Here is a 13,295-nt window from a genome sequence, read left to right as displayed (position 1 = left end):
ACGTCAGGCTTGGGGCACCGTTCGCGCACTTAACCCACGGGCTCGGACGCCATGCCTCATATCCTGATTGTCGAAGACGAAGCGGCGATTGCCGACACGCTGATTTTTGCCTTGCAGGGCGAGGGCTTCACCACCACGTGGCTGAGCCTCGGCGCGGCGGCGCTGGAGCATCAGCGGCAGACCCCGGCCGATCTGATCATCCTCGACATTGGCCTGCCGGATATCAGTGGTTTCGAAACCTGCAAACAGCTGCGACGTTTCAGCGAAGTGCCGGTGCTGTTTCTCAGCGCCCGTGATGCCGAGATTGATCGAGTGGTGGGGCTGGAAATTGGCGCCGACGACTACGTGGTCAAGCCCTTCAGCCCGCGCGAGGTCGCGGCGCGGGTCAAGGCTATTCTCAAACGCATGGCGCCGCGCCCGGCGATTGAAGCCGATTCCGCGCTGTTCCGTGTCGATCCAGAACGGATTCAAATCATCTATCGCGGCCAGACGTTGAGCCTGACCCGCCACGAATTCCGCCTGCTGCAATGCCTGCTCGAACAACCCGAGCGGGTGTTCAGTCGCGAGCAGTTGCTCGACGCGCTGGGCGTTGCGGCCGACGCCGGTTACGAGCGCAGCATCGACAGCCACATCAAAAGCGTGCGCGCCAAACTGCGTCTGGTGCGCGCCGACGCCGAGCCGATCCAGACCCATCGTGGCCTCGGTTACAGCTACAGCCCGGGGCACAGCTGATGTCACTGGGGCTGCGGATCTTTCTGGTGTATGTGCTGTTTGTCGGCCTGACCGGTTATTTTGTGCTCAACACGGTAATGGAAGAAATCCGCCCCGGCGTGCGTCAGTCCACCGAAGAAACCCTGGTCGACACCGCCAACCTGATGGCGGAAATCCTGCGGGACGATTTCAAGGCCGGCACCCTCAGCGCGAACCGCTGGCCCGAGTTGCTGCGCGCCTATGGCGAGCGCCAGCCGCAAGCGAGCATTTGGGGCTTACCGAAAAATCAGGTCAACCACCGCATCTACGTGACTGATGCCAAGGGCATCGTCGTGCTCGATTCCAGTGGTGTCGCGGTCGGTGAGGATTACTCGCGCTGGAACGACGTCTACCTGACCCTGCGCGGTGAATATGGCGCGCGTTCGAGCCGCAGCGATCCGGATGACGCCAGTTCGTCGGTGATGCACGTTGGCGCACCGATCCGCGACAACGGCCAGATCATCGGCGTGGTCACCGTGGCCAAGCCCAATAGCTCATTGCAGCCTTATGTTGATCGCACCGAGCGGCGCTTGCTGTTTTACGGCGCCGGGTTGATCGGCCTCGGTCTGTTGTTCGGTGCCTTGCTGTCGTGGTGGCTGAGTCGCGCACTGCACCGTTTGACCGGTTATGCCCAAGCGGTGAGCGAAGGGCGGCGGGTGGAAGTGCCGCACTATCGCGGCGGTGAGCTGGAGCAACTGGCCACAGCGGTTGAGCAGATGCGCACACAGCTGGAGGGTAAGGCGTACGTTGAGCGCTACGTGCATACGTTGACCCATGAATTGAAAAGTCCGCTGGCGGCGATTCGTGGCGCGGCGGAGTTGCTGCAAGGTGAAATGCCGCCGGTTCAACGTCTGCGCTTTGTCGGCAACATCGACAGCGAAAGTGCGCGGATGCAGCAGTTGATCGAACGTTTGCTGAATCTCGCGCAGGTCGAGCAACGTCAGGGACTGGAAGAGCGGGTCGCTGTGCCGTTGGCGGCGCTGGTTGATCAATTGCTGCAGGGGCAGGCGGCGCGGATTGAAGGCAAGCAGTTGCGCATCGAACAGGCGATTGCGGCTGATCTGCTGTTAATTGGCGAGCCGTTTCTGTTGCGTCAGGCGCTGGGCAATCTGTTGGAGAATGCGCTGGATTTCACCCCGGTTGAGGGGTTGCTGTGCTTCAGTGCTGAGCGGGTTGGCGAGCAGATTGAGTTGCGGTTGTTCAATGAAACCGCTCCGATTCCCGATTACGCCTTGCCGCGTTTGACTGAGCGCTTCTACTCGTTGCCGCGTCCGGACAGTGGGCGCAAAAGCACGGGGTTGGGGCTTAACTTCGTTGAAGAGGTGGTCAAGTTGCATGGTGGTTCGATGCAGATCCGCAATGTCGAAAACGGTGTTGAAGTGACATTGCGCTTGCCTTGAAATCGAGTCGTTGCCTTCGTCGGAACGCCGCCCGGAGACAAGCTCGCTCCCACAGGGGATTTGTGAACGACACAGATCCAATGTGGGAGCGAGCTTGCTCGCGAAGGGGCCTGAACAGTCTCCACACAATCTCCATAATCCCCCCATATTCCCCTCATACGGCAACACCAGACTCCCCCCATCCAAACAGGGAGAGTCCCATGAACAAGAATCTGACCATCAAGCTCGGCGCCATCGCCGTGCTGATCCTGCTGTTGCTGATACCTTTATTGATGATCGATGGCGTCATCGATGACCGCCAACAGCTGCGCGACGGCGTGCTCGAAGACATCGCCCGTAGTTCCAGCTACAGCCAGCAATTGAGCGGGCCGGTGATGGTGGTGCCGTATCGCAAAGTGATTCACAACTGGAAGACCAACGACAAAACCAATCAGCGCTACGACGAACCGAGCGAAGAACGCGGTCGTTTGTACTTCCTGCCGGAGCGTTTCGAACTCGACGGCCAGGTGCAAACCGAACTGCGTGCGCGCGGCATTTATGAGGCACGGCTGTTCCACGCCGACAACCGCATCAACGGCCACTTCTCACTGCCGGCGCAATTGGGCATCAAGGAAGACTTCAGCGATTACCAGTTCGATGCACCGTTTCTCGCGGTCGGCATCAGCGATATTCGCGGTATCGAAAATGCGCTGAAGCTGGAACTTGACGGTCAGCGTCTGGACTTCGTTCCGGGCACCCAGGTCGGCTGGCTCGGCGAGGGTGTGCGAGTGACGCTGCCGTTGCTCGATACCAGCAAAACCACGGAACTGAGCTTCGGCTTCGACCTGCGTCTGCAGGGCACCGGTTCGTTGCAGGTGCTGCCAGTGGGCAAGAGCAGCAGCGTCAGCCTCACTGCGAATTGGCCGCATCCAAGTTTCATCGGCAATTTCCTGCCGGCCAAGCGTGAGATCAACGAGCAGGGTTTCAGCGCCGATTGGCAGACCACGTTTTTCTCCACCAATCTGCAAGACGCCATGAGCCGTTGCGTGAGCGGCAATGATTGCGAGGCGTTCAACGGTCGCAGCTTCGGCGTGAGTTTCATCGACCCGGTGGATCAGTACCTGAAGAGTGACCGGGCGATCAAATATGCGTTGCTGTTCATCGTCCTGACGTTCGCCGGTTTCTTCCTGTTCGAAGTGCTCAAGAGCCTGGCCGTGCACCCGGTGCAATACGCGCTGGTCGGTGTGGCGCTGGCGTTCTTTTATCTGTTGTTGCTGTCGCTGTCGGAGCACATCGGTTTTGCCCTGGCGTATCTGTTGTCGGCCAGCGGTTGTGTGTTGTTGATCGGGTTTTATGTCTGCCATGTGTTGCGCAGTGTGCGCCATGGTTTGAGTTTTTCGGCGGGGCTGGCGGCGTTGTATGGCCTGCTCTATGGCTTGCTGAGCGCCGAGGATTACGCGCTGTTGATGGGCTCGTTGTTGCTGTTTGGTTTGCTCGGTGTGTTCATGGTGCTGACGCGCAAACTGGATTGGTACGGGATCGGGCAGAAACCGGCCAAGCCGTTGGAGTTTGATGTGGGGGCGATGCAATGAGCCGGTCGCTGGGATTGCGTGAGGATCAGTGCTGGAAGGATGAGTTGGTGACGCGGATTATCGGTTTTTTGCCTGTGGAACCGAGGTGGTGCATTCGCGAGCAGGCTCGCTCCCACAGGATGGGTGTTGGCACAGAGATGTCTGCCATACCCAAAAACAATGTGGGAGCGAGCCTGCTCGCGAAGAGGCCGGAACAGGCGTCGCCGATTTAAGGCTTGGGCATCGTGGCGATCATGGACGGTCGCTGACTCACCTCAAAGAACCAGTTGGCCAGTTGTGGGTTGGCCTCACGCCAACCCAAGTCCGGAAAGCGCAAATCGAGATAACCCAACGCACAGGCCACGCTGATCGCCGCCACGTCAAAGTGGCTGGTCAGCTCGGCAATCGCCTCCTTTTCCAACACTGCGAGGGCGCGGCGGATCTTGTCGCGCTGAGCCTCGAGCCATTCGTCCCAATGTTTTTCCGGAGCACGCAGGACCATTTCATAACGCACCATCACCGACGCATCCATGATCCCGTCGGCCATCGAGGCCAGGGTCAGACGGCGCCAGCGCGCCGAACCTTCGCGCGGGATCAACGGATTGCCGACGTGCTGCTGGTCGAGGTATTCGAGGATCACGCGGCTGTCATGGATGACGTTGCCATCGGCCAGACGCAGGGCGGGGATCTTGCCCAGCGGGTTGTCGAGATTGAGCTCGGCGCTCGGACTGACCGGGCTGAGCACGCAGTCTTGCAAGGCGACGCGATCCTGCTGGCCGGTTTCGTGCAGCAACACCATCACTTTGCGCACGAACGGGGAGAGCGTGTTGTGGTACAGGGTCATGCTGGGGGCGGACATTGGCAAACCTCGGTGATCGTCGAAGAGCAGGAGGTTAGCCTAGCCAGATGCGGCGAGGCTGGCGAGCAATTGATGGTGTATCAGCTACCGCTTTCGCGAGCAAGCTCGCTCCCACAGGGATCTTCTGTGTGCATACCATTTTTGGTGGCACCAGAAACTCCCTGTGGGAGCGAGCTTGCTCGCGAAAGGGCCATCTCAGGCAATGCAAGATTACCTGCGCGGCAGGAAGCCTTTTATGGCCAGAAATGCCGGGACACCCAGCCCGATCCAGCTCAACGCATCCCAAATCCCATCCCCCAGCAACGCCGCAAACAACCCCGCCGCACTCAGCAGCGCAATCACGATCGGCGTGCTGAACACCTTCCAGAAATTCGACTGACGCGGTTTCATGCAGAGGTCTCCGCCGTTTCCAGCACAGGCTTCGCCGCTTTGCGCCGCACCACCCACAGGTACACGCCACTGACGAGGACGATGATGGTCAACACATCAAGGGTGGCCCAGAGAATTTTCATCGGCATGCCGCCGTAATCACCGAAGTGCAGCGGCTGCGACATGCCCATGGCGTCCATGTACCACGGTCGTTCGGCCACGGCGGTCACCTGCAGCGTGGTCGCATCGATCAGCACCGGGGTCAGCAGGTGCGAAGTGAGGTGCGTGCCGCCCTTCATGAACACCGAGTAATGGTGCTCACTGGAAAAGCGTGTGCCGGGGAAGGCAATGAAATCCGGTTTCATCTCCGGCGCAACTTCCGCAGCGATGTCGAGCAAACGCGTGGCCGGCGCCAGGTGCGTCAGCGGTGGCGCATCGCGGTACGGTTCGATCAGCGCAGTCAGTGCGTCATTGCGCCACGCCGCGATCAACAGGTCGGCGCAAGCGCTGATCACGCCGGTCACGCCGACCACCAACGCCCAGGTCAGGGTGACCACGCCAATCAGGTTATGCAGGTCGAGCCAGCGCAAACGGGTGGACTTGTCCTGACGCACGGTGCCGAATTTCAAGCGGCGCATGAACGGCAGGTACAGCACCGTCCCCGAGACAATCGCCACGACAAACAGCAGCCCCATGAACGCCAGCAGCAACTTGCCCGGCAGCCCGGCGAACATGTCGACGTGCAGGCGCAGGATAAACAGCATCAAGCCACCGTTGGCCGACGGTGTTTCCAGCGCTTCACCGGTGCGCGCGTCGAGCATGAAGGTGTGCGAGGAGTTCGGCTCGGTGCCGGCGGTTTTCGCCATGATCGTCAGCACGGCATTCGGCTCATCGTCATCGAAACCGAAGTACTGCACGACTTCATCGGGACGATGTTTCTCGGCGGCCTCGACCAGTTGCGCCAGATTCAGCCGCGGGGTATCGGCCGGCATCTCGCGTACTTCGGGTGCATCGCCGAGCAGATGTTCGATCTCGTGATGGAAAATCAGCGGCAGACCGGTCAAGGCCAGCATCAGCAAAAACACGGTACAGACCAGGCTGGTCCAGGTGTGCACAAACGACCAGCGACGGATTGTTTTACTTTTCATTTCATGACCTTAAAAAACACCGAAGCCGTCCACGAGGGACGGCTTGGTCACAGGGCCTGTTTCAGCTCAATCGCTTACCACTTGTAAGTGGCGCTGGCGACGACACTGCGCGTGTCGCCGTAGTAGCAGTAGAAGCTGTCGCAGGTGGAAATGTATTCCTTGTCGAACAGGTTGGTTGCGTTGACGGCCAGCGACGCGCCTTTGAGGCTGTTGTCCAGGCGGCCGAGGTCGTAATGCACGCTCGCGTCGAACACGGTGTAGGCGTCCGCCTTGCCCAGCCAGGTGTTGGCCTTGTCGCCGTAGGTGTTGCCGGTGTAGCGCACGCCACCGCCAATGCCGAAGCCGTCGAGGACGCCGGCGTGCCAGGTGTAGTCGGTCCACAGCGACGCTTGCTGGTTCGGCATCAGTTGCAGGCGATTGCCCTTGTCGACGCCATTCTGCACTTCGGATTTCGCCAGGGTGTAGGCCGCGATGACTTTGAGGTTGTCGGTGACGTCGGAAACCGCTTCCAGCTCCAGGCCTTTGACTTTCACTTCGCCGGTCTGGCTGGTGATCGACACGTTGTTGACGAAGGTGTTGACCGAAACGTTCTTCTGGGTGAGGTCATACACGGCGGCGGTCAGCAGGGTTTTGCTGCCCGGTGGCTGGTACTTGATGCCCAGTTCCCACTGCTTGCCTTCGGTCGGCTTGAGCGAGCCGGTCGAGGTGGCGTCGGCACCGGTGGTTGGCTGGAAGGATTCGGCGTACGACAGGTACGGCACGAAACCGTTGTCGAAGACGTAGCTGAGCGCGGCGTTGCCGCTGAAGGCCTTGTCGCGCTGGGTGTTGGTGGCATCGCCCTTGTTGATGAACTTTGTGCTGGTGTGCACCCAGTCTTCACGGCCGCCGAGGGTCAGGCGCCACTGGTCGAGGGCCATCTGGTCCTGGATGTACAGGCCGGTCTGGTAGGTCTTCTGGTTGTAATCGTAAAACGCGGTGGAACGCGCTGGACGAATGATCGGCTGGCCGTAGATCGGGGTGATGACGTTGGTGCCCGGAGTGGTATCCGAAAAGCCGAAGATCGAGGTGTAGTTGGTGTTGCTGCGCTGGTGATCAAGGCCCAGCAGCAGGGTGTGGCGGATGTCGCCGGTAGCGAAATCGGCCTGGAAGTTGTTGTCCACGGCGAACTGGCTGATGTCTTCTTCGACGCTGGTGCTGGTGCGTCCGACATTGCCTTGATCATCCACTTCGGTGAATGGGTACGACCCCGGCGTCAGCGACTGGAACGACAGATCCGACTTGGTATAACGCAGGTTCTGCTTGAACTGCCAGACATCGTTCAGACGATGTTCGAAGGCATAGCCCAGCGCGTAGTAAGTGCGATCGTAATATTCCCAGTCCGGATCACCCAGATTCTTGTGGTGAGAGATATCGCCGAACGGTGACTTGATCTTGGTGCCCTGAATTGGCAGAAACTGGCTGGTGATGCCGGTATCGTCGCGGGTGAACTGGCTCAGCAGGGTGAGCTTGGTGTCGTCGTCGATGTTCCAGGTCAGGCTCGGCGCGATGTTGTAGCGCTTGTTGTCGACGTGATCGACCTGGGTGCCGCTGTCGCGCACCACACCGCTGAGGCCATAGAGAAACTGGCCGGCGTCGTCGATCTTGCCAGTGCTGGCGAAGTTGATCTGGCGGTGGTTGTCGCTACCGTACTGCAACTGGATTTCGTTGCTGGCTTCAGCGCTTGGGCGACGGCTGACCATGTCCAGCAGGCCGCCCGGTGGCGTCTGGCCGTAAACCGAGGAGGCCGGGCCGCGCAGCAGGGCGAGGCGGTCGAGGTTCCAGGTTTCCTGTTTCGGGTTGGCGTACACGCCTTTGGGCAGCGGCAGGCCATCGAGGAACTGGGTCGGCTCGAAACCGCGTACGCGCAGCCAGTCGGCGCGGGTGTCGCTGCCGTAGCTGCTGGCGGTGATGCCCGGCATGTAGCGCACGGCATCGTCGAGGCTGTGCACGCTGCGGTCGTCCATTTGCTGACGGGTCGCCACCGAGATCGAACGCGGTGCTTCGACCAGTGCGGTGTCGGTCTTGGTGCCGGCGGCGGTGCGGGTGGCGGTGTAGCCTTCGACCGGGCCCCAGGCGCTTTCGAAGTTTTCCACGCCGATGACCGAAGTTTCCGGCAATGCCATCACGCCTTCAGGCACGGCAACCAGGGTGTAAGTGCCGGTGCTGCTTTGTTCCAGTTGTAGACCGGTGCCACGCAGGGCCGCGCGCAGAGCGCCAGCCGCATCGTATTGGCCGTTCACCGGCGCCGAGGTCTTGCCCGCCGCCAACGACGGATTGAGCGACAGCGCAATCCCGCCCTGGCTGGCGATCTGGTTCAGGGTGGTCGACAGTGGCGCCGCCGGCAAGTTGTACGCGCGCACGCTGGACGCTTGTTCAGCGGCAAGCAACGGACTGCTGATCAGCGGCGCGCTGAGCGCAATAGCGACAGCCAGCAGACTGGGGCGCAACAAGGTGTCTAGCGAACGGGACATACGGCGGCTCCTGAATGGAAACATTTCTCAATTGCCTGTGTGCCGGATGAAATTCGAAAAGTGATAGGGCTGGATGAAAATAATTTCTATTAGCCGGAAATGGGGCCGCTGAGATCTGAGGCAGTCCGGTTGTTTTTGGTGTGGCAGGCGGCCCATTCGCGAGCAGGCTCGCTCCCACAGGGGGAACGCATTTCCAATGTGGGAGCGAGCCTGCTCGCGAAAGCGGTGGTTCTGCCGGCCTGTTACTCAGGCTTTATATCGGCCTTTGCGACAGTGACCCAATACGGCGTATGCCGCTCGATCTGCACCGGCAGGGTCGGCAACAGCGCGCTCAAGGCCTTGTCAGTGTCATGCAGCGGGAAGCTGCCAGTGATGCGCAGGTCCGCCACTTCCGGCGCCACACCCAGGTGCCCGCGACGATAACGCCCGAGCTCGTGCACCAGATCACCCAACCGCGCGTTATCCACCACCAGCATCCCGCGCGTCCAGGCATCTGCGCCGGGATTGAGCGCGACAATCGAGCCCAGCCCGTCACTGCGCAGCAGCACTTGCTGGCCTTCATGGAGGATTTGCTCTTCTGGATTTGCTTGCCCGTGTGCGGCCACGGCCGACTGCAACACGCTCAGGCGCGTGCCTGCTTCTTCACGCTTGACCAGAAACCGCGTACCCAGGGCGCGCATGCTGCCTTCGCGGGTTTCAACGATGAACGGACGCGCATCGCCATGACCGGTTTCGACGAGAATTTCGCCTTCCTGCAGGACGATCAATCGGCGCCTCTCATCGAACCGCACATCCACCGCACTGTGGGTATTGAGATTCAGCACAGTGCCGTCAGCCAGACGCACGGTGCGCTGTTCGCCTGTAGCAGTGCGTTGATCGGCGAGCCAGTAATCCAGCGGCAGAAACCGTTCGCTGACAAACAGACCTAAACCGATGATCAGCGACACGCTGGCCAAACCGCTGCCAAGCTTGCGTACCCGTCGCCGAATGCCTTCGCGCGATTGCAGCAATGCACTGCGGGCTGGGCCTTTGGCGACGCTGAAACGTTGATCGAGCATGCCCAGCTGCTGCCAGGCGCGGGCGTGTTCTTCATGGGCTGCGTGCCATTTGGCAAACTCCTCGCGTTCCAGCGGACTGCTCGAATCGAGGGTCAGTTGCCAGGCAATCGCCGCGTCCAGCACATGCGCCGGCACTGGTCTGGAACTGGCCGGGCTCATGTCGGTTCCCCGTACAGGGCGATGTAGCACTGACGAATGCCTTGCGTCAGATACTGGCGCACGCGCGGCACCGAGACGCCGAGTTTCCCGGCGATCTCGGCATGGCTGAGCCCGTCGAGGCGGTTATAAAGGAAGGCAGCACGGGCCTTGGTCGACAGTTTGCCGAGCAAGCGGTCGATGGCTTTGAGGTCTTCGAGGATCATTTGCTGTTCTTCCACAGACGGTTGTTCGCCTTCGGGGATCAGCATCAGTTCGGTGAGGTAGGCCTGTTCCAGCGCCGCGCGACGGAAGTAGTCGAACAGCAGACCTTTGGCGATTGCCACCAGAAAGGCCCGTGGCTCGCGCGGTGTCAGCATGGCATCGCGACCGAGCAGACGGACGAAGGTGTCCTGGCTCAGGTCCTCGGCGCGTTGCGGACACGCCACATTGCGCCGCAGCCAGGCCAGCAGCCAGCCGCGATGGTCACGATACATCGCACCGACGAGCTCACTGTTAGGGCTTGGGACTGACGACACCGGACATCACCGATTGGGAAATGTTAACTAACGCGAATTGTTCGCGATTGTGGCAGAGGTGGGAATGGTTAGCAATTGGCCACTGGTCAGGTGGGCATGTAAAGGCAGACCCCCTCACCCTAGCCCTCTCCCGGGGGGAGAGGGGACCGATTGGGGGATATTCAGGAGATACACCGACCTGAACGATTTTCAGTGAATCCACAATCAACTCGGTCTTTCAGGTCGATGAAAAGCCCGAGACACCTCGGTCGGCGCCCTCTCCCTCTGGGAGAGGGCTGGGGTGAGGGGGATGGATCTTGGACTTGACTCAACTTCAGAACGAAGGCGCCTGCTGCCGCCGCTTCCACTGACTCAACCGCTGCTGCAAATTCAACGGACTATGAATCTGCTGCCCCCGCGCCCGGCTGAACAGGATCAGCGCCAGTTCCGCCGTCGCCAACGCATCGGCACTCGCGTTATGCCGCTCGAACACCTCAAGCTTGAACCAGTCGATCCACTCATCCAGCCCTGCCTCACGAATGTGCGCCTGCGGACACACCAGCGGTGCAATGTCGGCGACATCGAGAAACACCTGCTGCAACTTGTGCCCCAGATGCTCCTTCAACGCACGCCCCAGCATGTGTTGGTCGAACGGCGCATGAAACGCCAGCACCGGGCTGTCACCGACAAACTCCATGAACTCGAGAAGCGCCTCGGCCGGCTCGCTGCCCGCTGCAATCGCATTCGGCCCCAAGCCATGAATCAACACGCTGGGGCTGAGCTTCAGCTCGCGACATTGCAGGGTGCGTTCGAACTGCTGGCTGAAATCGATCGCGCCATCCTCGATCACCACCGCGCCAATCGACAGCACACGATCCTTGTTCAGATTCAGCCCGGTGGTCTCCAGATCCAGCACCACCCAACGTTGTTCGCGCAGTGTGCATTCGCGCAGTTCGGTGATCGCCGGCAGCTTCGCCAGACGCTGCTGGAAATCCACCGGCACCACCGCACTCGCCGGGCGCAGCCACGAGAACAGGCTCATAGCTGATACCGCAAGGTCAGGCTGCTTTGCAGGCGCTGGGCCTGGCGCAGGGATTCACGCAGGATGCGCCGGTCGAGATGATTGAGGCTGTCCGGGTCGACGCGGTTGGAATAGGGCAGGTTCTCCCGCGTCTGCAGTTGATGCTGCTGCATGCGCGTTTGCTGAATGAAGTGATACGCCTCTTCATACGCCGCGCCATCCAGTCGCTCAATGACTTCTTTCTCGACCAACTGCCGGAAGCGCTCGAGGGTGTTGTTGGCGTCGATGCCGTTGGCTAATGCCAGCAATCGAGCGCCATCCACAAACGGCGTCAGCCCCTGAACCTTCAAGTCCAGCGTGGCTTTCTCGCCGTTCTTGCGCGCCAATACGAACTCACGGAAACGCCCCACCGGCGGACGATTGCGCAGGGCGTTCTCGGCCATCATGCGCTGGAACAAACGATTGTCGCCGACCTGATCAAGAATGCCCCGGCGCAGTTGTTCGCAGCTTGTTTCATCGCCCCAGACCACGCGCAGATCGAAATAAATACTCGACCCCAACAGGTTCTCCGGCGTCGCCTCCCGAATAAACGCCGCAAAACGCCGCGCCCATTCCGCCCGCGACAGGCACAGCTCGGGATTGCCGGCCATGATGTTGCCCTTGCACAGGGTGAAGCCGCACTGCGCCAGACTCTGGTTGATCTGCTGGGCAATCGGCAGCAACTTGCCGCGAATCTCCGCCGCATGCGCGGCATCGCGGGCATCGAACAGAATGCCGTTGTCCTGATCGGTGTGCAGCGTCTGCTCGCGGCGGCCTTCGCTGCCGAAACACAACCAGCTGAACGGCACGCCGGGATCGCCTTTTTCTGCGAGGGTCAGTTCGATCACCCGGCACACGGTGTGGTCGTTGAGCAGGGTGATGATGTGGGTGATCTGCGTCGAAGAAGCACCGTGAGCGAGCATGCGTTCGACCAGTTGGCCGATCTCGCCACGCAGGCTCACCAGTTGCTCGACACGCTGGGCGCTGCGGATGGTGCGGGCCAGGTGAACGAGGTCGACCCGTTGCAGGGAAAACAGATCGCGTTCGGAGACCACGCCGCACAAACGCTGATCCTTGACCAGACAGACGTGCGCGATGTGCCGTTCGGTCATGGCAATCGCTGCATCGAACGCGCTGTGATCCGGCGACAGATAGAAGGGCGCGCGAGTCATGTGACGCTCGATGGCCTCACTGAAATCGCCGATGCCTTCAGCCACTACATGGCGCAAATCGCGCAGGGTGAAAATCCCCAGCGGCGCCTTGTGTTCGTCCACTGCAACGATGCTGCCGACTTGTTGCTCGTGCATCAGCTTCACCGCTTCACGCAGTGGTGTGTCCGGGCTACAGGTGACCGGGTGGCGCATGGCCAATTCGCCAAGTCGGGTGTTCAGCGAATATTGCGTACCGAGGGTTTCCACGGCTTTCTGCTGCACTTGCTGATTGACCTGATCGAGCAGGCTGCTGACCCCGCGCAAGGCGAAGTCGCGGAAGGTGCTGGAGAGGGCGAACAGTTTGATGAACGCCAGTTTGTTCAGTTGCAGGCAGAACGTATCTTCGCCAGCCAAGTGCTCGGTGCGGGTTGCGCGTTCACCGAGCAGCGCGGCCAGCGGAAAGCATTCGCCGGTGGTGATTTCAAACGTGGTCTCGGTGCCGGGCTTGGTGATGTGCTGACGTTCGCCGACCACCCGACCTTGTTTGACGATATAGAAATGTTCGACCGGGCCGTCGGCGGGTTTGATGATGCTCTCGCCCTGGCCGTAGAAACGCAGCTGACATTGCTCCACCAGATAAGCCAGGTGGGCGTGTTCCATCTGATTGAAGGGCGGGAAGCGCTGAAGGAATTGCAGGGTGCCCTGAATGTTCTGCAATACCGCGGTTTTCCCTGCCTGGGTGAAGGCGTCCGCTTTACTCATAACCATTACCGCAGTCTTTTTCGAA

Annotated in this window: 11 protein-coding genes; 3 read left to right on the top strand and 8 right to left on the bottom strand. The window is 60.5% G+C overall.

The window, feature by feature from the left end; translation table 11 throughout:
* Positions 1–51 precede the first annotated feature (51 nt).
* The 3 genes from creB to creD all read left to right on the top strand — a co-directional run bounded on the left by creB (position 52) and on the right by creD (position 3,721).
* Positions 52–732 (top strand): two-component system response regulator CreB, encoded by a 681-nt coding sequence (creB, locus tag F8N44_RS21190; RefSeq protein WP_150651684.1) that lies wholly within the window; start codon positions 52–54, stop codon positions 730–732.
* Positions 732–2,150 (top strand): two-component system sensor histidine kinase CreC, encoded by a 1,419-nt coding sequence (gene creC / locus F8N44_RS21185; protein WP_150651683.1) that lies wholly within the window; start codon positions 732–734, stop codon positions 2,148–2,150. Before creB ends, creC begins: the two co-directional genes overlap by 1 nt.
* A 200-nt stretch (positions 2,151–2,350) precedes the next feature.
* The gene (creD, locus tag F8N44_RS21180; protein WP_150651682.1) at positions 2,351–3,721 is read left to right on the top strand and encodes a cell envelope integrity protein CreD; all 1,371 of its coding nucleotides are present in this window, start codon (positions 2,351–2,353) and stop codon (positions 3,719–3,721) included.
* Positions 3,722–3,929: 208 nt separating this feature from the next.
* Here creD and F8N44_RS21170 read toward each other — a convergent pair whose 3' ends face one another.
* The 8 genes from F8N44_RS21170 to F8N44_RS21135 all read right to left on the bottom strand — a co-directional run bounded on the left by F8N44_RS21170 (position 3,930) and on the right by F8N44_RS21135 (position 13,270).
* Positions 3,930–4,559, bottom strand: coding sequence for a glutathione S-transferase (locus F8N44_RS21170; RefSeq protein ID WP_150651680.1), 630 nt, complete (start codon positions 4,557–4,559; stop codon positions 3,930–3,932).
* Positions 4,560–4,769: 210 nt separating this feature from the next.
* Positions 4,770–4,949 carry a DUF4175 domain-containing protein gene (locus F8N44_RS21165; protein WP_150651679.1) on the bottom strand — a complete coding sequence of 60 codons (180 nt, stop codon included), beginning with the start codon at positions 4,947–4,949 and terminating at the stop codon, positions 4,770–4,772.
* Positions 4,946–6,076, bottom strand: a complete 1,131-nt coding sequence (locus tag F8N44_RS21160) for a PepSY-associated TM helix domain-containing protein (protein WP_150651678.1) — start codon at positions 6,074–6,076, stop codon at positions 4,946–4,948. The genes F8N44_RS21165 and F8N44_RS21160 overlap by 4 nt, the downstream gene beginning before the upstream one ends.
* A 74-nt stretch (positions 6,077–6,150) precedes the next feature.
* On the bottom strand, positions 6,151–8,586 hold the full coding sequence (locus tag F8N44_RS21155) for a TonB-dependent siderophore receptor (RefSeq protein WP_150651677.1): 2,436 nt from the start codon (positions 8,584–8,586) through the stop codon (positions 6,151–6,153).
* Between the two features lie 242 nt (positions 8,587–8,828).
* A complete protein-coding gene (locus tag F8N44_RS21150; RefSeq protein ID WP_150651676.1) occupies positions 8,829–9,803 on the bottom strand; it encodes a FecR domain-containing protein in 975 nt (324 codons plus the stop codon).
* Positions 9,800–10,276 (bottom strand): RNA polymerase sigma factor, encoded by a 477-nt coding sequence (locus F8N44_RS21145; protein ID WP_263597111.1) that lies wholly within the window; start codon positions 10,274–10,276, stop codon positions 9,800–9,802. Before F8N44_RS21145 ends, F8N44_RS21150 begins: the two co-directional genes overlap by 4 nt.
* Before the next feature lie 355 nt (positions 10,277–10,631).
* Entirely contained in the window at positions 10,632–11,339 is a 708-nt protein-coding gene (locus tag F8N44_RS21140) for a PolC-type DNA polymerase III (RefSeq protein WP_150651674.1), read from the bottom strand.
* Positions 11,336–13,270: a DUF294 nucleotidyltransferase-like domain-containing protein gene (locus F8N44_RS21135; RefSeq protein WP_318182837.1), complete on the bottom strand. Its 1,935-nt coding sequence runs from the start codon at positions 13,268–13,270 to the stop codon at positions 11,336–11,338. Before F8N44_RS21135 ends, F8N44_RS21140 begins: the two co-directional genes overlap by 4 nt.
* Positions 13,271–13,295 lie beyond the last annotated feature (25 nt).

It is taken from the genome of Pseudomonas fluorescens (assembly GCF_902497745.1).
Taxonomy (GTDB): domain Bacteria; phylum Pseudomonadota; class Gammaproteobacteria; order Pseudomonadales; family Pseudomonadaceae; genus Aquipseudomonas; species Aquipseudomonas fluorescens_BM.
Note: the sequence above shows the minus strand (reverse complement) of the source record. Positions and strands in the feature narration are given on the sequence as shown.

Coding starts and splice junctions, on each gene's coding strand:
- creB (WP_150651684.1), top strand. CDS start 52: ATGCCTCATATCCTGATTGTCGAAGACGAAGCGGCGATTGCCGACACG.
- creC (WP_150651683.1), top strand. CDS start 732: ATGTCACTGGGGCTGCGGATCTTTCTGGTGTATGTGCTGTTTGTCGGC.
- creD (WP_150651682.1), top strand. CDS start 2,351: ATGAACAAGAATCTGACCATCAAGCTCGGCGCCATCGCCGTGCTGATC.
- F8N44_RS21170 (WP_150651680.1), bottom strand. CDS start 4,559: ATGTCCGCCCCCAGCATGACCCTGTACCACAACACGCTCTCCCCGTTC.
- F8N44_RS21165 (WP_150651679.1), bottom strand. CDS start 4,949: ATGAAACCGCGTCAGTCGAATTTCTGGAAGGTGTTCAGCACGCCGATC.
- F8N44_RS21160 (WP_150651678.1), bottom strand. CDS start 6,076: ATGAAAAGTAAAACAATCCGTCGCTGGTCGTTTGTGCACACCTGGACC.
- F8N44_RS21155 (WP_150651677.1), bottom strand. CDS start 8,586: ATGTCCCGTTCGCTAGACACCTTGTTGCGCCCCAGTCTGCTGGCTGTC.
- F8N44_RS21150 (WP_150651676.1), bottom strand. CDS start 9,803: ATGAGCCCGGCCAGTTCCAGACCAGTGCCGGCGCATGTGCTGGACGCG.
- F8N44_RS21145 (WP_263597111.1), bottom strand. CDS start 10,276: ATGTATCGTGACCATCGCGGCTGGCTGCTGGCCTGGCTGCGGCGCAAT.
- F8N44_RS21140 (WP_150651674.1), bottom strand. CDS start 11,339: ATGAGCCTGTTCTCGTGGCTGCGCCCGGCGAGTGCGGTGGTGCCGGTG.
- F8N44_RS21135 (WP_318182837.1), bottom strand. CDS start 13,270: ATGAGTAAAGCGGACGCCTTCACCCAGGCAGGGAAAACCGCGGTATTG.